This window comes from Burkholderia sp. 3C (genome assembly GCF_054589155.1).
In genome coordinates this window covers 113,330-132,849 of sequence record NZ_BAAILN010000125.1, presented here as the reverse complement: position 1 = coordinate 132,849, position 19,520 = coordinate 113,330, and the positions used below count along the sequence as shown (strand labels likewise).

General features: G+C 67.1%; 18 protein-coding genes. 6 read left to right on the top strand and 12 right to left on the bottom strand.

From position 1 onward, the window contains the following. Positions 1-201 precede the first annotated feature (201 nt). The 4 genes from ACYP33_RS25610 to ACYP33_RS25595 all read right to left on the bottom strand — a co-directional run bounded on the left by ACYP33_RS25610 (position 202) and on the right by ACYP33_RS25595 (position 3,900). Entirely contained in the window at positions 202-912 is a 711-nt protein-coding gene (locus ACYP33_RS25610; RefSeq protein WP_459624403.1) for an SDR family oxidoreductase, read from the bottom strand. A 43-nt stretch (positions 913-955) separates the two neighbouring features. Continuing rightward, the gene (locus ACYP33_RS25605) at positions 956-2,083 is read right to left on the bottom strand and encodes an alkene reductase (protein WP_459624402.1); all 1,128 of its coding nucleotides are present in this window, start codon (positions 2,081-2,083) and stop codon (positions 956-958) included. Further along, entirely contained in the window at positions 2,067-2,513 is a 447-nt protein-coding gene (locus ACYP33_RS25600; protein ID WP_459624401.1) for a VOC family protein, read from the bottom strand. The genes ACYP33_RS25605 and ACYP33_RS25600 overlap by 17 nt, the downstream gene beginning before the upstream one ends. Positions 2,514-2,850: 337 nt before the next feature. Continuing rightward, a complete protein-coding gene (locus ACYP33_RS25595; protein WP_414440408.1) occupies positions 2,851-3,900 on the bottom strand; it encodes a phytoene/squalene synthase family protein in 1,050 nt (349 codons plus the stop codon). A 212-nt stretch (positions 3,901-4,112) separates the two neighbouring features. Here ACYP33_RS25595 and ACYP33_RS25590 point away from each other — a divergent pair, with 212 nt between their 5' ends. Beyond that, positions 4,113-4,400: a hypothetical protein gene (locus tag ACYP33_RS25590; protein WP_414442030.1), complete on the top strand. Its 288-nt coding sequence runs from the start codon at positions 4,113-4,115 to the stop codon at positions 4,398-4,400. A 105-nt stretch (positions 4,401-4,505) separates the two neighbouring features. Here the strand turns inward: ACYP33_RS25590 and ACYP33_RS25585 are convergent, their stop codons facing one another. The 4 genes from ACYP33_RS25585 to ACYP33_RS25570 all read right to left on the bottom strand — a co-directional run bounded on the left by ACYP33_RS25585 (position 4,506) and on the right by ACYP33_RS25570 (position 6,884). Then, positions 4,506-5,054, bottom strand: coding sequence for a carboxymuconolactone decarboxylase family protein (locus ACYP33_RS25585; RefSeq protein ID WP_459624400.1), 549 nt, complete (start codon positions 5,052-5,054; stop codon positions 4,506-4,508). A 571-nt stretch (positions 5,055-5,625) separates the two neighbouring features. Continuing rightward, positions 5,626-5,937: an H-NS histone family protein gene (locus tag ACYP33_RS25580; RefSeq protein WP_414442031.1), complete on the bottom strand. Its 312-nt coding sequence runs from the start codon at positions 5,935-5,937 to the stop codon at positions 5,626-5,628. Next, the gene (locus ACYP33_RS25575) at positions 5,913-6,128 is read right to left on the bottom strand and encodes a hypothetical protein (protein ID WP_459624399.1); all 216 of its coding nucleotides are present in this window, start codon (positions 6,126-6,128) and stop codon (positions 5,913-5,915) included. The genes ACYP33_RS25580 and ACYP33_RS25575 overlap by 25 nt, the downstream gene beginning before the upstream one ends. Before the next feature lie 111 nt (positions 6,129-6,239). Further along, entirely contained in the window at positions 6,240-6,884 is a 645-nt protein-coding gene (locus tag ACYP33_RS25570) for a hypothetical protein (RefSeq protein ID WP_459624398.1), read from the bottom strand. 164 nt (positions 6,885-7,048) lie between these two features. On the opposite strand from ACYP33_RS25570, the gene ACYP33_RS25565 reads away from it, so the two are divergent. Further along, positions 7,049-7,450: a heme-binding protein gene (locus ACYP33_RS25565; protein WP_459624397.1), complete on the top strand. Its 402-nt coding sequence runs from the start codon at positions 7,049-7,051 to the stop codon at positions 7,448-7,450. A gap of 107 nt (positions 7,451-7,557) precedes the next feature. Further along, the gene (locus ACYP33_RS25560; RefSeq protein WP_459624396.1) at positions 7,558-9,726 is read left to right on the top strand and encodes a malate synthase G; all 2,169 of its coding nucleotides are present in this window, start codon (positions 7,558-7,560) and stop codon (positions 9,724-9,726) included. Positions 9,727-9,836: 110 nt separating this feature from the next. Here ACYP33_RS25560 and ACYP33_RS25555 read toward each other — a convergent pair whose 3' ends face one another. The 3 genes from ACYP33_RS25555 to ACYP33_RS25545 form a co-directional block, all read right to left on the bottom strand. Continuing rightward, the gene (locus ACYP33_RS25555; RefSeq protein WP_459624395.1) at positions 9,837-10,670 is read right to left on the bottom strand and encodes a helix-turn-helix domain-containing protein; all 834 of its coding nucleotides are present in this window, start codon (positions 10,668-10,670) and stop codon (positions 9,837-9,839) included. Between the two features lie 40 nt (positions 10,671-10,710). Continuing rightward, a complete protein-coding gene (locus tag ACYP33_RS25550; RefSeq protein ID WP_414448870.1) occupies positions 10,711-11,265 on the bottom strand; it encodes a carboxymuconolactone decarboxylase family protein in 555 nt (184 codons plus the stop codon). Between the two features lie 113 nt (positions 11,266-11,378). Continuing rightward, positions 11,379-12,308, bottom strand: a complete 930-nt coding sequence (locus tag ACYP33_RS25545; RefSeq protein ID WP_459624394.1) for a LysR substrate-binding domain-containing protein — start codon at positions 12,306-12,308, stop codon at positions 11,379-11,381. A gap of 195 nt (positions 12,309-12,503) precedes the next feature. Here ACYP33_RS25545 and ACYP33_RS25540 point away from each other — a divergent pair, with 195 nt between their 5' ends. The 3 genes from ACYP33_RS25540 to ACYP33_RS25530 all read left to right on the top strand — a co-directional run bounded on the left by ACYP33_RS25540 (position 12,504) and on the right by ACYP33_RS25530 (position 15,414). After that, entirely contained in the window at positions 12,504-13,715 is a 1,212-nt protein-coding gene (locus ACYP33_RS25540) for a YbfB/YjiJ family MFS transporter (protein WP_414448869.1), read from the top strand. Between the two features lie 52 nt (positions 13,716-13,767). Next, on the top strand, positions 13,768-15,075 hold the full coding sequence (locus ACYP33_RS25535; protein ID WP_459624393.1) for an MFS transporter: 1,308 nt from the start codon (positions 13,768-13,770) through the stop codon (positions 15,073-15,075). A gap of 114 nt (positions 15,076-15,189) precedes the next feature. After that, the gene (locus ACYP33_RS25530; RefSeq protein WP_414440417.1) at positions 15,190-15,414 is read left to right on the top strand and encodes a hypothetical protein; all 225 of its coding nucleotides are present in this window, start codon (positions 15,190-15,192) and stop codon (positions 15,412-15,414) included. Between the two features lie 157 nt (positions 15,415-15,571). Here ACYP33_RS25530 and ACYP33_RS25525 read toward each other — a convergent pair whose 3' ends face one another. Next, positions 15,572-19,417 carry a DUF748 domain-containing protein gene (locus tag ACYP33_RS25525; RefSeq protein WP_459624392.1) on the bottom strand — a complete coding sequence of 1,282 codons (3,846 nt, stop codon included), beginning with the start codon at positions 19,415-19,417 and terminating at the stop codon, positions 15,572-15,574. Between the last annotated feature and the right edge of the window lie 103 nt (positions 19,418-19,520).

Here is a 19,520-nt window from a genome sequence, read left to right as displayed (position 1 = left end):
GCTCGGCTCGGCTCGGCTTGGCTCGGCTTGGCTCGGCTCGGCTCGGTGCGGTGCAGCTCGGCACGACGGCGAACGACGCGTGCCCGGTTCATCGGACACGGCCGACGCGCAGCGCGCCGCCGATCGAGGCGCGGCCCGGTTGCAGGGCGGCGCGCGCGTCGTCGACGGCGAGCGCCAACGGTTCGCCGCGCCCCCTTTCGCTCAGGCGATCGCGCCGCCGCCGTCGATCAGCACGGTGGAGCCGGTCGCATACGGCGTGGACGCCAGATAGACGATCGCGTTCGCGACGTCCTCGGGCTGGCCGACGCGCCGCGCCGGCAGCCGTCCGGCCGCGCCCTGATAGAGCTTCTCGCGCGCTGCCTCGTCGAGCTTCGACCACAGCGGCGTGGCGATCAGCCCCGGCGACACGGTGTTCACGCGCACCGGCGCGAGTTCGAGCGCCAGCCCGCGCGCCAGCGCTTCGAGCGCGGCGTTGATCGCGCCTTGCAGCACCGACGCGCCGCTCGGCCGCACGCTCAGGAAACCCGACACGAACGTCAGCGAGCCGCCCTCGCGAATCTGCACGGCGCGCGCGACGCGGTAGGCGCCCCAGAACTTGCTGTCCATCGCCGCCTGCGCGTCCTTCAGGTCGAGCCCGCGCACCGGGCCGGTGGCCGTCTGCGCGGCCGACACCACCACGTGATCGAACGCGCCCGCCGCGTCGAGCCAGGCGCGCACGCCATCGTCGTCGGTGATGTCGAGCGCGGCGGTGCGCACGCCGTGGCCGATGCGCGACGCGCTCTCGGCCAGCTTCTGCGCGTTGCGCGAGACGATCGTCACGGTCGCGCCGCGCTCCGCGAACGCGCGTGCCGCCGCCTCGCCGATGCCGGAGCTGCCGCCCACCACGAGTACCTGCTTGCCGTCGAATGTCATCGGAAATGCCTCCATCAAGGTTGGTTCACGGGAATGCGGGCGCTTACCGCGCCGCTTCGGCCTCGCGCGCGAGCGCGGGGTAATCGGTGTAGCCGCGCGCATCGCCGCCGAACAGCGTGGCGCCGTCCGGCTCGGCCAGCGGCAGGCCGTGTTCGAGCCGGTACGGCAGATCGGGGTTCGCGATGAACGGCCGGCCGAACGCGACGAAATCGGCGTAGCCGTGCCCGAGCACCCAGTTCGCACGCTCGACGTCGTAGTTGCCGGCCACGATGATCGGTTGTACGAAACGTTCGCGGATCTCGCGGCGGAACGTCTCGGTGAATTGCGGCGCGTCGTCCCAATCGGCCTCGACCAGATGCAGATAGGCAATGCCGCGCGCCTGCAGGAACACGGCCGCCTCCAGAATGGTCGGCAAAATGTCGGGGCAGGCCATGCCGCGTGCGGTCAGGAACGGCGCGAGGCGGATTGCGGTGCGTTCGGCGCCGATCTCGTCGGCGATCGCGTCCACCACTTCCTTCAGGAAGCGCAGACGGTTCTCGCGCGAACCGCCGTATTCGTCGGTGCGCTGGTTCGACAGCGTGCGCAGGAACTGATCGACCAGATAACCATTCGCGCCATGCACCTCGACGCCATCGAAGCCGGCTTCGATCGCATTGCGCGCCGCTTGCCGGTAGTCCTGAACGATTTGTCGAATCTCGTCGATATGCAACGCGCGTGGCGTGGGGCAATCGACCATCGCGCCCTGGCCGGTGGCCGGATCGACCTTCCAGATCTGCGCGTCGAACGGCACCGCCGACGGCGCCACCGGCAGCGCGCCGTCGTGGAAATCCGGGTGCGACATGCGCCCGACGTGCCACAGCTGCAGGAACACGCGGCCACCCTCGGCATGGATCGCATCGGTCACGCCACGCCAGCCCGCGATCTGCGCGTCGCTATGGATGCCGGGCGTAAACGAATAGCCCTTGCCCTGCGGCGAGATCTGCGTGGCCTCGGTCACGATCAGCGCCGCCGAGGCGCGCTGCGCGTAGTAGCGCGCGTTCGTCGCGTTCGGCACGTCGCCGGGCTGCGTGCTGCGGGCGCGCGTCATCGGCGCCATCACGATGCGATGGGCGGTATCGCGGCCCGCCAGCGTGGCGAGGCTGAAAAGATCTGGATTACTGATGATCGTCATGGTCGATGTCACTCGTTGCGGATGAAGGAGGTGTGATGGCGCATGGGGCCGGTTCTTCCTGCATCGCCATGACGAACTCGATCGTCACACCGGGGGCGAGCGGCACGAACAATTGCAGCTCGCCGGACAGCGGCACGCGGTTCACCTGATGGCGCAGCCCGTGCTGCTGCACGCGCGCGATCAGGGTGGCCCATGCATCGCTGTCGTCGACGCGCAGCGCCACGTGATCGATGCGCGGCACGCCGCGGCCGGCCATCGCCGGCTGCGTCGCGCGCACCACGTGGATCACCGCACGGCCGTCAGCGTAGAACCAGCCGCCGTCCACCGCGAACGGCGGGCGCGGGCCGCGTGTCAGGGCGGCCACCTCGGCGAAGAAGCGGCATACGCCGTCGAGGTCGTCGGTGACGATCGTCGCGTGATCGAGTCGCATGAGTCAGCCTGGGCAAGAAGAACTGAAGCCCATTCTGAAACCGGCGCTCAATATTGAGAATTGGGCCGACTATTGAAGGATTTTCAAATAAAACGGAAAGATGTGAAGGCGGGGTGTGGGTGGGGAAGTTGGGTTGCGTTTGGCGGGGTGGTGGCTTCGGCGACCACGGTCGCGGTGGGCGCAGTAGCTCCGGTGGTCGAGCAGTGGCCGAGGCTGGCCAACCAATGCCCATGCGGTGGTCAAACGGCAGCCCAGTGGCAGCCGACCGGTATCAAGCCACAGCCGAGCAGTGCTCAAGCGCCAAACCCAACCACCACCGCCGTCAGCGCGCAGCCCGTTACGCGTCGAGCGCTCGCTCGATATCGCCGAGCAACCCGTCGAACCAGCGGCGCAGGCTGCGGTTCGACAGCGAACGCGGAATCGACCACGCAATCAGCTTGTAAACATCGTTGCGGCGCACCTTCGAGGCGCGGCCCGGCGCGAGCCATGCGTCGTTCTCCACCAGCAAGCGCATCGTCTGCAGGCCGATCACGATCGGCCAGATGCAGGCGAGGCGCAGCCGCATCGCCGTGGGCGGAATCGCGAACGTGTAATCGACGGCCGCGCGGAAATGGCCGAGCGACACGCGCACCAGATCGAGCATCACCGGCCGCGCAAGCTGCGAAGCGTCCTCGCGAAGCAGATCGGCCGGCGCAATGCCCGCGCGCGACAGCCGGTCGAGCGGCAGATAGCAGCGGCCGATCCGCACGTCCTTGGCTGCGTCGCGCAGCACATTGGTCAGTTGCAGCGCCTTGCCGAAACGAATGCCGAGCGCCTTCATCTCGTCGCCGTCGCGCAACAGCTTGCCGGGCTGATGAACCAGCGTCATGGTCGTCCAGAATTCCCCGACGCAGCCGGCCACCATATAGGTATAGCGATCGAGCGCCGCGTCGTCGGGCAGCGCGGCGAGCTGCCCCGAGGTTTCGTCGGGGAACGTGACGAGGTCGAACTCCATGCCCTGGCTCAACGTCGTGACGATACCGCGCACGGCCGCGCGATCCGTATCGTCGAGCTGCGCGAGGATCGCGAGCGCCGGCCCGAGCGATTCGAGCAGCACCTTCTCGTCGGATGCGGTTTGCTGGCTCGCCACCTCGGCCGCAATGGTGCGCAACGCCGCCTCGTCGGGCCGGCCATTGGTCTGCTCGCGCAGCGACAGCAGCCATTCGAGACGCCGCGCGGGCGGCAGCAGCGAGGTATCGGCGATCGTGTCCGCCGCTCGCGCAAGCAGGTAAGCGAGGCCGATCGGATCGCGCATGCCGGCGGGCAGCACGGCGAGCGTCAGGTAGAACGAGCGCGACACCCCTTTCAGCAAGGGGCCGAGCAAGTACGCGCGGGAGGCTTGGGTCATGCGGTGTTCGTGTGGGTCGTGGTTCCGGGCTGCCGCATTGTAGCCGCCATCCCCTGGCCGCCGCGCCATGCGCGCCGGAATCGCACCACCCCGCACGGTTTATGCGCAAAAAGATTTATTTTTTGAATTGCCCCGCGCCATCAAGAGCGCCCGCAGCGCCCCGCCGATGCGTACAATCGCACCCATTTGAACGAAAGAGTGTGGTGCCGACGATGGCAATGAAGAAGACGGATCTAGAAAAGAACAAGGCATTGAAGCTGACCAACCCGCTGAAGCAGACGGGTTCCTCGCCCTTCGGCAAGAGTGCGGTCGATTCGGCAGCGCTCGACCGGCGCGAACGCCGCCGCATCGAACAGGCGCAGGGCCTCGTGCCGTTCGCCTGCAAGCTCAACGTGGAACTGGTGGCGGACCTGCAAAAGCGCGCAGCCGAGCATCCGGAAGGCATGACGGGCCTGCTGACCGAACTGATCCAGGCCGGCCTCGCGCAACGCGGGCAATAAGCCGCCGGCCGATCGACAAACCGAAAAGTAAGCGGTCACTAACGGGGCGGAGCACAGTGGACACGACGTCCACGTGCCCCGGCCCGTTTCATTTGCTGCGCGGCATCAGGCTTCGATCGGTGCGGCGGCCGGGTAATCGAGCGTCGTGTCGTTGCTGCGGTTCACGAGGTTCGTGAACGTGATCGCGGCGATCGTCAGGCTCACCTCGATCACCTGCCGCTCGGTGAAGCCGGCCGCGATGAAGGCGTCGAACGCGTCGGCGGGCACCGTGCCGCGCGTCGTCACGAGCGTGCGCACGAAGCGAACCAGCGCGTCGCGGCGGTCGTCACCGGTTGGTTGGCCGGCGCGCACCTGCCGCATCGTGTCGGGCGACAAGCCCGCGTACTTGCCGGCCAGCGTGTGCGCGGCGAGACAGTAATCACAGCCGGCGTTTTCGCTGACGGCCAGCTTGACTGCTTCGATCTCGGCCTTCGTCAGCGTGCCGCCCGCGAGGAGCGCGTCGATACCCAGCATGGCGGACAGCGCTTCCGGGTGATGGGTGCCGATCGTCGCGTAGGCGTTCGGCACCTTGCCGACAGCCTTGCGGATCTTCGTGAACACTTCGGCGGTGGTGCCGGTGGCATCGGCGGGGGCGATCGTGGACAGACGGGACATGGTGGCTTCTCCTGCTTCGGGTTTCGGTTTGAGCGGTTCGTCACGGCTGTGACGGTGAAGCCAGTTTAGGCGTCCAACCAGAGTTATTTAATACTCAATTTTCGCTTAATCATGCTCATTCGTCTCACCACGACACCACCTCTGCAACAGCGTCGTCAACGCCCGGTCGCGCCAAGCCACGCGCATGCCAAGCCGGCACGTGCAAACGACGCGATCGATCTCCAGACTTAAATTCAGTACATCTGAACATTACGGCGCCACATGAAATCGACGTCGTCTCGACTCGACATCACAGCGCCATTAAAGCCGATGTATATGCATCGACCATCTTTCCCGCGAACGTGGCCGGGCCGCCTGATTCGACAGAAAGACATCGGCATCAAACGACTAAGAAACAACGAAGGAACGGCGAAGAAAGCTTAAAGCGGTACAACGAGGAGGGAATGGAACACCGGCACGAACGGCCGGTGCAAGGAACGCAGCGAAGGCGTTCCGGCTTCCCGCCGCGCCGAGCGGCGCGGGGAAGCCTCGCGCATCGTTCAATGATGCGCAAGCCATGCTTTTAAACGGCTTATTTCGCGATCAGGAAGCGGTCGCGGTTCTTTGCATCGCGAATCCACAGCGGTGCGCGGCCACGGCCCGACCAGGTTTCACCGGTCTTCGGATTATGGTATTTCGCTTCAACCGTGCTGGCCGGCTTGGCGGCCTTGTTCGATTTCGACGCGCGCTTGCGGCCGTAAATCTGATCTTCGGTAATGCCGAACTCGGCAACCAGGCCACGGATTTGCGCGATCACGGCGTCCAGTTCGGTAACGCGTGCGGCTTCGGTGCGCTCCTGGAGTGCGTCGAGTTGCGCTTTCAGTGCCTTGTAATTTTCTGCCATTTTATGACTCCCATTTTTTCGTGCAATTGAAACGATTGAGCAATCCCGTCATCGCTCGTCGGCAGTATAACCCTTGATAAACGCCATACGCCAACATCCGGTGCATTGGTGCGGTGCGCGATGCGCCACATTGGCTCGTGATCCCTGGCATGAATCGCCTGGCAATCGAATCCGGCATCGCCAATTTTCATTCGGATTCGGATGAAAATTGGCGATGCCGGCGCAATGTTTTCGAGGTGGAAAGCGTTTTAAAGGAATCCGTAACACCGGATCAACCACATTGAATCGCCGTTCAATCAATCCTATGCAGAAAAGACCACGGCAGCCATGCCGTCCATCTGGGTAAAGCTGCGAACGAAACGGTAAGGCTGATCGCCAATTCGAATGTCATTGCCGCCCGACGAAGTCAAACCGAGCATATCGTCGGCAAGTGAGACGGCAATCGTGCCGATCTTTTTCAATTCTTCACGCGGTTCGGCCGGATCGCCCAGATACACGGTGCAGACGTCCGGCGCGTGACGCATCATCACGACGCTGGTGGCCTTGTCGAGCGCGCGCTCCAGGTATTCGGCCAGCGCCTGCAATGATTCGGGTGCGCCGGTGCGGCCGCCATAGGCAGCCTGATCGTTTTCCATGATGTTGACCTCCCGGTGGGAATCGGTTGCCGGATTTGAATACGGCTCAACGCGACAAGCCGGTGCACACAGTATGGCCTGTGTTTGTCGCCGCGAAGACAAGGCGGCAAACGATCGGTGATGACGACCGGTGCGGTAGGGGAAAAAGCAGCGGAATACGGCCGATACGGAGCGGCGGCCGCTAGAACTCAGCTTGCCATGGATATCGATTCCATAACAAAAAGTAAAAAGTCCTTGTACCTGACATTGGATAACATCCATCACAGACATGAATCGTCGCGCGATAGAATCGTCCATCACGCAGAAACGCATACGTTTCCTCCGCCCCGTTGCAGAGCGTGGGTCGATTCCGACCTGCTGTCTTGACCGTGGCAAGCGGGTCGCCGCGCAGCCAGAACCGCCGCGCCCAACCCGTTCGCAGTCCGCAGTATGCCGAATGCGCCGACACCATACATATCCAGACAGGAATCCTCAATATGCAGACCAAGCCGTTCATCGCCCTTGAAGACGCAACCCGGGTTCTCGCCGCCGCCCGCGCGGAAGCCGAAGCCAACAAGTGGGCCGTGTCGATCGCCGTCGTCGATGACGGCGGCCACCTGCTCGGCATGGTGCGCCTCGACGGCTGCGCGCCGATCGGCGCGGAAATCTCGATCGGCAAGGCGCGCACCTCGGCGCTGGGCCGCCGCGAATCGAAGGGCTACGAAGACATGGTCAACGGTGGCCGCACGGCATTCGTCACCGCGCCGATCCTGACCACGCTCGAAGGCGGCGTGCCGCTGATCGTGGACGGCCACGTGGTGGGCGCCATCGGCGTGTCGGGCGTGAAGCCGGCCGAAGATTCGCAGATCGCAAAGGCCGGCGCCGCCGCCCTCGCCTGAGCGGGCCCCGCCCCAAGCCCTGGCCCGACTCGCCCCGAGACGCATCGCCGCCGCTTCCCACCGACCGACCGCGGCGCCCCAACCGATTTTTCTTTCAGGAGCAGACCATGACGGACATGACCCAGCGCGACAGCCTTCGCGTTGCCGAGAATCTCGCGCAATTCATCGAAACCGAAGCCCTGCCCGGCACCGGTATCGCGGCGGATAATTTCTGGCGCGGCTTTGCGGCCCTCGTGCATGAACTGGCGCCGAAAAACCGCGCACTGCTCGCCGAGCGCGACCGCCTCCAGGCGGAACTCGATACGTGGCACCGCGAGCATCCCGGCCCGGTGTCGGACCTGAACGCCTACCGCAGCTTCCTCGAAAGCATCGGCTACATCGTGCCGGCGCCGGCCAGCTCGAAGGCCACCACGGCGAACGTGGATATCGAGATCGCCGAACAGGCCGGCCCGCAACTCGTGGTGCCGCTGTCGAACCAGCGCTATGCGCTGAACGCCGCCAACGCACGCTGGGGCAGCCTGTACGACGCACTGTACGGCACCGACGCGATCCCCGATTCCAACGGCGCCGAGCGCTCCGCCCAATACAATCCGAAGCGCGGCGCGCAGGTCATCGCCTTCGCTCGCCGCTTTCTCGATCAGGCCGCGCCGCTCGCGCACGGCACGCACGCCGATTCCACCAGCTATCGCATCGAGAACGGCAAACTGTTCGTTGAACTGAACGGCAGCACCACCGGCCTGAAAGACCCGGCCCAGTTGATCGGCTTCCAGGGCGACGCCGCCGCGCCGTCGGCCATCCTGCTCAAGCACCACGGCCTGCATTTCGAAATCCAGATCGACGCCAACGATTCGATCGGCAAGACCGATTCCGCCCACGTGAAGGACGTGCTGATGGAAGCGGCCGTCAGCACCATCATCGACTGCGAGGATTCGGTCGCGGCGGTGGACGCCGACGACAAGGTCCAGCTCTATCGCAACTGGCTCGGCCTGATGGCGGGCAATCTCACGGAAGAAGTGTCGAAGGGCGGCAAGACGTTCACGCGCCGCCTCAACGCCGACCGGCAGTACACCGGAACGAACGGCGACACCGTCACGCTGCATGGCCGCTCGCTGCTGTTCATCCGCAACGTCGGCCACCTGATGACGAACCCGGCCGTGGTCGATCAGGAAGGCCACGAGATCCCGGAAGGCATTCTCGACGGCGTCGTCACCACGCTGTGCGCGCTGCATGACCGCACCCACAAGCTCAACTCGCGCACCGGCTCGATCTACATCGTCAAGCCGAAGATGCACGGCCCGGCCGAAGTGGCGTTCGCCAGCGAGCTGTTCGGGCGCATCGAGAGCCTGCTCGGCCTGCCGCGCAACACCATCAAGATGGGCATCATGGACGAGGAGCGCCGCACCAGCGTGAACCTCGAAGCGTGTATCGCGCAGGCGTCGGAACGCGTCGCGTTCATCAACACGGGCTTCCTCGATCGCACCGGCGACGAAATGCACACCTCGATGGAAGCCGGCCCGATGATGCGCAAGGGCGACATCAAGTCGAGCAAGTGGATTGCCGCCTACGAGCGCAGCAACGTGCTGGCAGGCCTCGCGGCCGGGCTGCGCGGTCGCGCGCAGATCGGCAAGGGCATGTGGGCGATGCCGGACCTGATGCACGCGATGCTCGAACAGAAGATCGCGCATCCGAAGGCCGGCGCGAACACCGCCTGGGTGCCGTCGCCGACCGCCGCCACGCTGCACGCACTGCACTATCACGAGATCGACGTGCAGGCGGTGCAGAAGGAACTGGAAAAGACCGACCTTGCAAGCCTGCGCGACGAACTGCTGAGCGGCCTGCTGACGATTCCGGTCGTCGCGAAGGCCGAATGGAGCGAGGACGAAATCCGCAGCGAAGTCGAGAACAATGCGCAGGGCATTCTCGGTTACGTGGTGCGCTGGGTCGATCAGGGCATCGGCTGCTCGAAGGTGCCCGACATCCATAACGTCGGCCTGATGGAAGACCGCGCGACGCTGCGCATTTCGAGCCAGCACATCGCGAACTGGCTGCGCCACGGCGTGGTGTCGCCGGAGATGGTGCGCGAAACGCTGGAGCGCATGGCAAGCGTGGTCGACAAGCAGAACGCCGGCGACCCGAGCTATCAGCCGATGGCGCCCGACTTCGACAAGTCGCTCGCGTTCAAGGCCGCCACCGCGCTCGTGTTCGAAGGCCGCGAGCAGCCGAGCGGTTATACCGAGCCGCTGCTGCACGCGTTCCGCCTGCAAAAGAAAGCCTGAGCGCGCGGCGCCGATAAGCGGCTGAATCGCGGCCGCTGATGTCATCTGCACCCCGAAGCGTCGGACGCGAGTCCGGCCTTCGGGGTGTTGTCATTGGTGGCGCGCGGCGATCACCCCGCCATCTGCGCGAGATGCCATGCCTCCGTTTCATCGTTCGCCGGAAACATGCTCTCGATGCGCAACTCCTGCGCGGCGATGCTCTGCGGCGTGCCGACGGTGGCCACCATCGAGAAGTATTCGACCACGCGGCCATCGACCTCGAAACCGATCGGAATCACCGGCACGGCCGCCGACTGCGCGGGCGCGCTGCGCAGCCGCCAATCTGCAGGCACGCCGGGATACGCGAGCAAGGCATCGAGCAATTGCCGCGTGCCGCCGTCGACGACGTTCCCTACCGCCTCGCGCTGCACGCGTTGCAGCATCGCGCAGGCCGCCTGCGGCCAGTCGTGCACGAAGGGCCGCAAGCCCTGCGGATCGAACAGCAGATGCAACAGGTTGCGCGGGCTCGGGCGCGCCGCCAGATCGACGAAGCGCCCGAACAGGCGCGGCGCGGCGGCGTTGGTGCTCAATACGTTCCAGTAGCGGTCCATCGCGATGGCGGGAAACGGCTCGTGCTGCCGCAGCATCCGGTCGACGGCGCGCGTGACGGCCTGCATCTCCTGCGCATTCCACGCCGTCTCGGGAAACAGCGGCGCATAGCCGGCCGCCAGCAGCAGGCCGTTGCGCTCGCGCAGCGGCACGTCCAGCGTTTGCGCGAGATCGAGCAGCGTCTGCCGCCCCGGCACGCTGCGGCCGCTCTCGATGAAGCTGATCTGCCGCTGCGACACGCCGGCCTCGTACGACAGATCGAGCTGGCTCACGCCGCGCACGTCGCGCCAATGGCGCAGCAAGTCGCCGAGCGCGGTCGGCGGGCGTTTCTTAGGCGCGGAGGCGATGAAATCCATATCGATCAGTCCTGCGAAGCGATGCCCGCACGATACCGGCTTACGCCGGGGCGTGCCAGCGATGGGCGTCGAACGGCGCATCGAGCGGCGGCTGCGCGACGCTGCCCGTGTAGTTGGTGACGGTCGAGGCGGCCACCACGGCGATCGTTTCGAGCACTTGGGCGGGCGCAAAACCGGCGTCGAGAAAGCGTTGCAGCTCGGCGTGCTCGATGCGGCCGCGCGTCTCGATCAGCCGCCGCGCAAACGTCGAGAGCGCGTGAGCCCGTGCATCGCCGGATGCGCCGCCCGCGCGGATCGCATCGACATCGACCTGCGGTACGCCCTGCTGCAGCGCCAGCGCGCTATGGAACGCCACCGCCCATTCGCAACGGTTGGCGACGGCGTTGGTCAGCAGCAGCGTCTGGATCTCGGCTTCCGAAAAGCTGCCCGCATGCACGCTGGCGAACAGGCCGACGAAGCCGTTGAGCAACACGGGCGAGCCCGCCATCGCGCCAGCGATCGCGGGAATCGTACCGAACGCGGCATGCAGTTGTTCGAGGGCGGCCACCGAAGCGGGCGGCGCCGAGGCAAGCGTATGAACGGGAAAGTGGGACATGGTGACTCCTGGGTTCGCCGCGCGGCGGGGCTGCCGCGCGATGAACCCAGCTTAGGGTCGCGGGCACGGCCGGCCAATTACATGCGAGGTAATCGGCAGGCCGCGCCGGGCGCCTAGGCGGCCGTGGTGTGCGGCTCGGCAGCGCGCCGCACCCGGCCCGGCGGCAGCATCGATTGCCGGTAGATGCGCTTGGCCATCTCCAGGAACGCCGTCATCGCACTCGATACATAGGTATCCTCACGGCGCACGAACATGGTTTCGACGTGCGCCAGCTCGCGCGGCAAGCGGTGCAGCGCCACGTCGCCCGAGGTGGCCGCGTCGGCCACCACGCCCTTCGGCAGCAGCGTGATGCCCACGCCGGCCGACACGCAGTTGACGATCGCGTCGAGCGAGCCGAATTCGAGCGGCTTCGCCACCACCACGCCGATCCCGGTCAGGAACGCGTCGAGCCGCTGCCGGTACGAGCAACCGGCCTGGAACACCACCGTCTTCAGGTCGCGCTGGCCGGCCAGTTCCTTCAGCGAACGGATCGCGGGGCTGGTGACGAGCACCAGCTCTTCCGCGAACACCGGCTCGACATACAGCGCCGGATGCTTGACCGGGCCGGCCACGAACGCGCCGTCGAGCCGGTAGTCGATCACGTCCTGCATGAGCCCTGCGGTGGTGCCCGAACTGACGACCAGCCGCACATCGGGCCAGGTGCGTGCGAATTCGGTCAGCAGCGGCGAAAGGCGCAGCGCCATGGTGGTTTCGAGCGTGCCGAGCGTGAGCGTGCCGGACGGCTCGCCGGTGTCGGTGGCCGCCGAGCGCGCCTCGGACACCAACTGCGCGATCTTGCCGACGAACGGCAGCATCCGCTGCGCGGCCGGTGTGACGGTCACGCCGCGCGCATGGCGCTGGAACAGCGTCACGCCGAGTTCGTCTTCCAGCGAGCGGATGCGCGCGGTGACGTTCGACTGCACGGTGTGCAGTTCGGCCGCCGCCTTGTTCATGCTGCCGTGGCGGGCAACGGCTTCGAGAGTCTTGAGATCGGCCAGGTCCATGATCGATGACGGCCATGCCGCCGCAAAGGATGATCGACGCCACGATTGTAGCGACGCGCCCGGCGCGCCGGGAAACGAGAATTCAGCATAACAGCTATCTGAATTGAAGATAGCCCCTATCTCGACAATTCAGTTCTGTGGATTGGTGATGGCGCGTAACCTCCCGCTATCGAATCGAGTGAAGGAACCCCTGCCATGCATCGCGCCGCCGACTCCTCCGCTCACGCCACGCGCGCGGCGCGCGGCGTGAGCGTCGCCCGGGCCACCCTGTCCGGCTTCTGCGCCAGCCTGATCGGCATCGGGCTGGCGCGCTTCGCGTACACGCCGCTGCTGCCGGCGATCGTCGATGCGCACTGGTTCGCGCCCGCGCTCGCCGCCTATCTGGGCGCCGCCAACCTGGCCGGTTATCTGGCCGGCGCATTGGCGGGCCGCCAGGCCGCCGCGAAATTCGGCGTGACCACCACGCTGCGCGCGATGATGCTGCTGGCGACGCTCGCGTTCGCGGCCTGCGCGTTTCCGGTGTCGTTCGGCTGGTTCTTCGCATGGCGCTTCCTGGCCGGGGTGGCCGGCGGCGCGCTGATGGTGCTGGCCGCGCCCACCGTGCTCCAGCATGTGCCGGCGGCGCGGCGCGGGCTGGCGGGCGGCGTGATCTTCATGGGCGTGGGCGTCGGCGTGATCGCCTCGGGCACCGTGGTGCCGCTGCTGCTGCAACGCAGCCTGCAGGATGCGTGGCTCGGCCTCGGCGTGCTGTCGCTGGCGCTGACCGCGATCGGCTGGACCGGCTGGCCGCGCGACGCCGCGCAGCACGCCAGGCCGGTGCAGCATCGCCCGGTCAAGGCCACGCGCACGCTGCGCGCGCTCTACGCCGAATACGCGCTGAACGCGGCCGGCTGGGTGCCGCACATGATCTTCCTGGTCGATTACGTGACGCGCGGGCTCGGCCAGAGCCTGCAGGTCGGCGCGCAATATTGGGTGCTGTTCGGCATCGGCGCGACGCTCGGGCCGGTGCTGGCCGGCGCGCTCGCCGACCGGATCGGCTTCGGCAACGCGCTGCGGCTCGCCTTCGTGCTCGAAATCGGCGGCGTGGCGATCCCGGCGCTCGGCCTGGGCGCCGTGTGGCTGATGCTGTCGAGCGTGGTGGTGGGAGCGTTCGTGACCGGCACCGTGCCGCTGATGCTCGGCCGCCTGCACGAGCTGCTCGCCCATCATCCCGCGCAGCAGGACCCGGCATGGCGCACCGCCACGGTCGGCTTCGCGCTGTGCCAGGCGCTGGCCGCCTACGGCTTGTCGTTCGTGTTCTCGCACAGCGGCGGCGACTACCGCGTGCTGTTCGTGATCGGTGCCGCCGCAATGATCCTGGCGCTGGCGATCGATATCGTCGCCGCCGCCACCGCGCGCCGCGACTGATTCGCCGCCTACCGTCATTCCATCTTCCGACCGGCCCTGGAGATCCGCCCCCATGTCCCGCCCCGCCGCCACGCCCGCACCTCGCCCCGAACCGACCGCCGCGCCCGCCGGCGCGAGCGCGGGCGGCTATGCCGAGCGCAACGCGCGCTACTGGAAGCGCAATCTCGCCGTCTGCGTGTTCGGCTCGTTCACCACGCTGGTCAGCCTCAGCATGTTGCTGCCGTTCCTGCCGCTGTACGTCGAGCAGCTCGGCGTGGCATCGCCGGCCGCCGTGGTGCAATGGTCGGGCGTGGCGTTCGGCGCGACCTTCTTCGGCACGGCGATCACCGCGCCGCTGTGGGGCCGGCTCGCCGACCGCTACGGCCGCAAGCCGATGCTGATCCGCGCCGCGATCGGCATGGCGGTGGTGATGTCGCTGATCGGCGTGGCCCACAGCATCACGCAGCTCGTGGCGCTGCGGCTCGCGGCCGGGCTGATCGGCGGTTATGCATCGGCGTCGATCGTGATGGTCGGCACCCAGGCGCCGCGCGAGCGCGCCGGCTGGGCGCTCGGCGTGCTGTCCACCGGTGCGCTGGCCGGCAACCTGATCGGGCCGCTGGTGGGCGGCTTCCTGCCGGCGCTGGTCGGCATTCGCGGCACGTTCTTCGTGGGCGGCGCGGTGATCGCGGTGGCCGCCGCCGCGACGATCCTGCTGGTGCGCGAGGATTTCGACCGCAGCCGCGACGTGCGCCCCAAGGCGTCGCGCGGCGCAAATGCGGGCGCCCAGGCCGACACCGGCCGCCGCGCCGCGCTCGGCGTGCTGCTGCTCACGGCGATGATGGTGTTGCTGGCGAACATGTCGATCGAGCCGATCATCACCGTGTATATCGGCCAGCTCGGCGTGCCGCACGGCGAGCTGGCGCGTACCGCCGGCATCGTGATGGCCGCCTCGGCGTTCGGCAGCATGCTGACCGCGCCACGGCTCGGCGGCCTGGCCGACCGGGTGGGCGGCTGGCCGGTCATCATCGGCTGCCTGCTCGTGACCGGCCTCGTGATGCTGCCGCAGGCGTTCGTCACGCACTGGTGGCAACTGGCGCTGTTGCGCGGCGCGATGGGCATGTCGCTGGCGGGGCTGCTGCCGTCGATCGCCAAGCTGGTGCGGCACGCCGTGGACGAGCATTCCTCAGGCAGCGTGCTCGGCTACCTGCAATCGGCGCAATTTTCGGGTCAGGTCGTCGGGCCGCTGCTCGGCGGCCAGATCGGCGCGCACGTGGGCCTGCACGCGGTGTTCTTCGTGACCAGTGCACTGCTGGTGCTGTGCGCCGGGCTGAACGGCTGGGTCCTCGCGCGCGGCAAGGCGGCCGGCAAGCTGTTGCGCTGAGGCGCGCTGCGGCACGCATTCGCCCCCCTATGCCTCAGACAATTTTTTTCGGCTTGGCGAACGACTATTGACGTGCGATAACAGGGTTATCCCTGACTTCACCGGAGCCCGACGATGGCCACGCTAGAGGCGTTCCGCTCCGTGCTCGACGACACGCGCACGCCGGAAATCATCCGCAATCACATCATCGATTCGCTGCAATACACGCTGCGCAATCACGGCCAGATCTTCACCGCGAAGGAGATCGAATGGCTGAGTACCTGGGACGACCCGCGCATTCCGCTCGCCGCGCGCAAGGAACTCGCCAAGCGCGAACCGGCTTCGGCCGACGCGCATTGAACGGTGTTCGTGCCACGGTAGCGGCAGTTGCCGCCGCCGAGCCGCCGCAATAGACAACGCCCGCGCATGCGCGGGCGTTTTTCATGGCGAGCCGGTTTTTCTTCCGGCCCCGTATCAACCGGCCGCCCGCCCGCGCTCGCGATGCAGGCCGCCGTGCTTACTGCAGGCCGAAATCCACACGTGTGGTCGCGCCCTTGTCTTCGATGCCCTTCGCATCGAGCTTCGGCGCGACGATGAACATGCGGCCCGGATCGACCTTGCCATCCAGATACTGCCGCACGGCCTGGGCGCGCTGCTGGGCGAGGGCGCGCAGGCCGGCGTCGTCGGCCGGCGCGTGCGCTTCGAGCGCCTGCTTCATGTCGGCCTCGGGCAGCGTCTTCTGCATGCCGATCAGGTTGCGCGGCTTCTTGAAATCGGCCGCCTTGTAGGCTTCGGTCAGGTATTTGAGGTATTCGTCCGGCGCGACCTTGACTGTCATCGGATCGACGCTCTCGCCCTGCCCCACCACCCCCTTCAGCTTCTGCTGACGCACCAGCCGTTCGACATAGGCTTCGCGCAGGCCCGGCAGGTCGCGCGCGGGATCGACGCGGCCAGTCAGATCGAGCCGGACCGACGGCTTCTGGGCCAGCAGCTTCGAGATCGTGTCGAGCTTCTGCTTCGAAGCGTCCGTCAGCGTGGCGAGGCCCGGCGCGAATTCGACGTAGCCCAGTTCCTCGCCATTGCCACCGAACGCGCTGGCCAGCAGCGAGAACGGCGAGGTGACGGCCTTCTTCAGCAGGTTCAGCACCGCATGCCAGATCAACCCGCTCACGCTGAACTCGGGGCTCGACAGCGACCCCGACACCGGAATGTTCACGTCGATCTCGCCGCGCGAATTCTTCAGCAGCGAAATCGCGAGCCGCACCGGCAAGCGCGTGGCCGTGTCGTTGTCGATGTGATCGCCGAACGTGAGCTGGTCGATGAAGATGTGGTTGTTGGCGCTCAGTTGGTCGTTCGCCAGTTGGTAATGCAGATCGACATTGAGCTTGCCCTTCGTGATCGGATAACCCGCGTACTTGGTCGAGTACGGCGTGAGGTTGGTCAGCTCGATGCCGTGCGCCGAGGCCGTCAGGTCCAGCGCCGGCTTCGCGATCAATGGATTCACCGAGCCCTTGATCGAGATCGGGCCGTTGCCCTCGAGGCCGGCCGCGATGTCCACCGGCGCGCTGTCGCGCGATTCGGTGCCGAATGCGCCCACCGTGCCCTGAATGTCGATCAGATCGGCCGTGTAGTTCGGCTTGATGAAGTTGTCGGTGTAAGTGACCCGGCCGCCTTGCAGCACCAGCTCGCCGAAGCGCATCCGCACCGGCTGGCTCGGCGGCTCGGCCGCCTTGACCACGACCGGCACCGAGGCGGGCAGCGGCGCGCTGGCGGCGTTCGTTGCGGCGGCGGTAACCGCCGCTTTCGACGCAGCCCCCGACGCCGGCTGCGCGCTCGCCGCCGCGACGGCCGATGCCGTAGCTGACGCCGCACTCGCTGCCCCGGGCGACAGCGGCACCGGCTCCGCGCCGCTCGCGTCGCGGGTCAGCGATTGCGCCGGGCCGGTTTGCTTGGCCACCACGTCGCTGAGATTCAGGCGCCCCTGCGCATCGAGCAGCACGCGGCCGTAGAAGTTCGCGAACGTCACCCGCGCGGCATCGACATCCACGCCCTGCGCGCTGTCGTAGTTCGCCTTCAGGTTCGACAGCGCCAACGAGCGCCAGCCCGCGAACGGATCGGAGGTGGCCTTGTCGAGCATCCGCACGTCGACCAGCGCGACGTCGCCGCGATAAGCCGCCTTCGTCGCCGCCTTGTTTTGCGACACGGCGAGATTGCCTTTCGCATTGAGCAGCGCGCTCGCGACCGTGGCATTCAGCGCGCCGCCGAAATACGGTTCGAAGGCCGCCGCGTCGAGCCGGTTGCCGTCGATGCGCAGATGCGCGTCGAGCGGTGTGGCCGTGATGTCGCCCGTGACCGCGAACGTGCCCTTGCGATTCAGCGTGGTGCGCAGCGAGAGCGGCAGCGGCTTCGACAGGTCGTCGGTGATCGGCCCGATCTTCGCCTGCAGCGGCGCGAGCGCCAGCTTGACCGGGCGCGGCGTGGACAGATCGGTGAAGCCGGCCTTCGAATCGGTCAGATTCAGTTCTCCGATGCGGTAATGCCACGGCTCGGAGGCGGTGGCATTACCGCCCTTGGCGTTCGCGGCCGGCCGTGCGGGCTTGGCGGGAGCGACCAGCGAGGCCAGGTCGATATCGCCGTTCTTGAGCCGCGCCGCATCCACGGCGAGGCCGTTCACGTCGACGCTGGCGATGTCAGCATTGCGCGCCGCGACGTCGATGCGCTGCACGTTCACCGTCGCCTTCTGCAACGTCAGCACCGGGGCCTTCGCATACGGCGCGCCGACCTTCAGCGCGCTCAGCGTCAGCGTGCTCGGCCCGACGTTCGCCGCGAACGGCGTCTTCGACCAATCGGCGAACGCATCGACCGACGCACCGAGCTTGCCGTCGATCAGTTTGGCCGAGGTCGCACCCGACAGATACGGCGCGAGCGCCGGCAGCGCCAGCGCGTCGAGCGTCAGATGGCCGCCCGCCTGCTGCTGCGTAAGGCTGAACGCCCCGGCCGCGCTGAACGCGCCGCCCTGCGCCAGCGTGGTCGACACCCAGAACTTCGCCGGCTGCCGGCCCTGCAGCGTGAAACCGGACAACGTGGTCTTGAGGTTCGCCAGCGTGAGCGCGGCGGCGGGCGCGACCGACGCATCGCTGACGTGGATCGTGCCGTCGTCGATCGCGAGACGCGCCACCGTGAGGTCGAGCGGCTGGGGTTTGGCCGCCTGTTTCGTCGCGGCGGCTGCGCTGGCCGCACCGGCCGACGCCGCCACCGGCTTGTCGGCCCCGCTGCCTGGCTGCGACGCCGCCAGCTTCTGCACGTTCAACACGCCCGCCGCATCACGCGACAACGTGACGACCGGCTTCACGAGACGAATTTCGCTGAAATGCAGCACGTTGCGCAGCGGTTCGAGCGACGCGGCGTCCAGATGCAATTGCTGCGCCGCGAACAACGGCCGGCCAGCCGGATCGGTCACGTTCGCATCGGCCAGATCGACGGTGCCCGACACGCGCAGCGCGGGCGCATCGCCGTCGATCGAGAAGCGCACGGCCAGGTCGCTCGACAGCCGGCCCGACGTAACCTCCACCGGCAGCTTGGCCGGCGCGTAGGACAGCAGCTTCGGCACATCGAGGCCGTCGAACTTCAGGTTGATTTCCGACTCGCGCGACTGCGCGAACGGCTTGGTCTTGCCGTCGACCGCGATCGGGCTGCCATCGAGGCGCAACTTCAGCGTGGGCTGCACGAAGATGTTCGTCTTGGACGGCAGCGTGGCGACGAACGGCACGCCGAGCGACCATTGATCGATCGTGTGCGCGGCGCCGAGCAGACGGTCGTCGAAATCGATGCGCCCGTTCGTCACCTGGATATTCGACACCGAGAAGCGCGCCGGCCCCGACGACGATGGCGTGGAAGAGGGCTTCGAGAACTTGTCGACGATATCGCTGAAATTGAAGCGTTGCGCGTCGTAGCGAACGATATGGAAGCGCGGGGAATCGATGCGCACTTCGTCGACGATCGGCGCGCCGCGCAGCAGCGACGACCACGCCGCGCGCACGGTGAGCTTGCCGATATCGACGAACGAACCCTGGCCGCTGCGCTCGCCGAGGTGTACGCCGTCGGCCTCGAGCCGCAGCGTGTAGGGGTTCAGCGAGATGCGCGCGATGCTGGCCGGGCGGTCGAGCTGGCGGCTCAGTTGCTGTTCGGCGAGATGGCGGATCAGCGGCGGCGCGGCGAAGAAACCGAGCAGGCCGAACACGGCCAGGAACGCGACGATACCGAGCGCCACACGCTTCGTGCGACGCGAGCGGGCCACGCCGCCGAGCCGCTGCGCGACGGAGGAACGGGATGTTTCAGGCGGGTTTTTCCGAATGCTGGACATGCTGAGTACCGTTGTGACGACGGCAGAATGCCGTCTGCAAAATCGAGACGGGAAGCCCGGCTTCCGGAAGTATAGGCGGTCGGCGGGGCGCGGCGGTGTCGAG

Excerpts from the sequence above, each read along its gene's own strand:
- ACYP33_RS25610 (WP_459624403.1), bottom strand. The coding sequence starts at position 912 with ATGACATTCGACGGCAAGCAGGTACTCGTGGTGGGCGGCAGCTCCGGC.
- ACYP33_RS25605 (WP_459624402.1), bottom strand. The coding sequence starts at position 2,083 with ATGACGATCATCAGTAATCCAGATCTTTTCAGCCTCGCCACGCTGGCG.
- ACYP33_RS25600 (WP_459624401.1), bottom strand. The coding sequence starts at position 2,513 with ATGCGACTCGATCACGCGACGATCGTCACCGACGACCTCGACGGCGTA.
- ACYP33_RS25595 (WP_414440408.1), bottom strand. The coding sequence starts at position 3,900 with ATGACCCAAGCCTCCCGCGCGTACTTGCTCGGCCCCTTGCTGAAAGGG.
- ACYP33_RS25590 (WP_414442030.1), top strand. The coding sequence starts at position 4,113 with ATGGCAATGAAGAAGACGGATCTAGAAAAGAACAAGGCATTGAAGCTG.
- ACYP33_RS25585 (WP_459624400.1), bottom strand. The coding sequence starts at position 5,054 with ATGTCCCGTCTGTCCACGATCGCCCCCGCCGATGCCACCGGCACCACC.
- ACYP33_RS25580 (WP_414442031.1), bottom strand. The coding sequence starts at position 5,937 with ATGGCAGAAAATTACAAGGCACTGAAAGCGCAACTCGACGCACTCCAG.
- ACYP33_RS25575 (WP_459624399.1), bottom strand. The coding sequence starts at position 6,128 with ATGAAAATTGGCGATGCCGGATTCGATTGCCAGGCGATTCATGCCAGG.
- ACYP33_RS25570 (WP_459624398.1), bottom strand. The coding sequence starts at position 6,884 with ATGCGTTTCTGCGTGATGGACGATTCTATCGCGCGACGATTCATGTCT.
- ACYP33_RS25565 (WP_459624397.1), top strand. The coding sequence starts at position 7,049 with ATGCAGACCAAGCCGTTCATCGCCCTTGAAGACGCAACCCGGGTTCTC.
- ACYP33_RS25560 (WP_459624396.1), top strand. The coding sequence starts at position 7,558 with ATGACGGACATGACCCAGCGCGACAGCCTTCGCGTTGCCGAGAATCTC.
- ACYP33_RS25555 (WP_459624395.1), bottom strand. The coding sequence starts at position 10,670 with ATGGATTTCATCGCCTCCGCGCCTAAGAAACGCCCGCCGACCGCGCTC.
- ACYP33_RS25550 (WP_414448870.1), bottom strand. The coding sequence starts at position 11,265 with ATGTCCCACTTTCCCGTTCATACGCTTGCCTCGGCGCCGCCCGCTTCG.
- ACYP33_RS25545 (WP_459624394.1), bottom strand. The coding sequence starts at position 12,308 with ATGGACCTGGCCGATCTCAAGACTCTCGAAGCCGTTGCCCGCCACGGC.
- ACYP33_RS25540 (WP_414448869.1), top strand. The coding sequence starts at position 12,504 with ATGCATCGCGCCGCCGACTCCTCCGCTCACGCCACGCGCGCGGCGCGC.
- ACYP33_RS25535 (WP_459624393.1), top strand. The coding sequence starts at position 13,768 with ATGTCCCGCCCCGCCGCCACGCCCGCACCTCGCCCCGAACCGACCGCC.
- ACYP33_RS25530 (WP_414440417.1), top strand. The coding sequence starts at position 15,190 with ATGGCCACGCTAGAGGCGTTCCGCTCCGTGCTCGACGACACGCGCACG.
- ACYP33_RS25525 (WP_459624392.1), bottom strand. The coding sequence starts at position 19,417 with ATGTCCAGCATTCGGAAAAACCCGCCTGAAACATCCCGTTCCTCCGTC.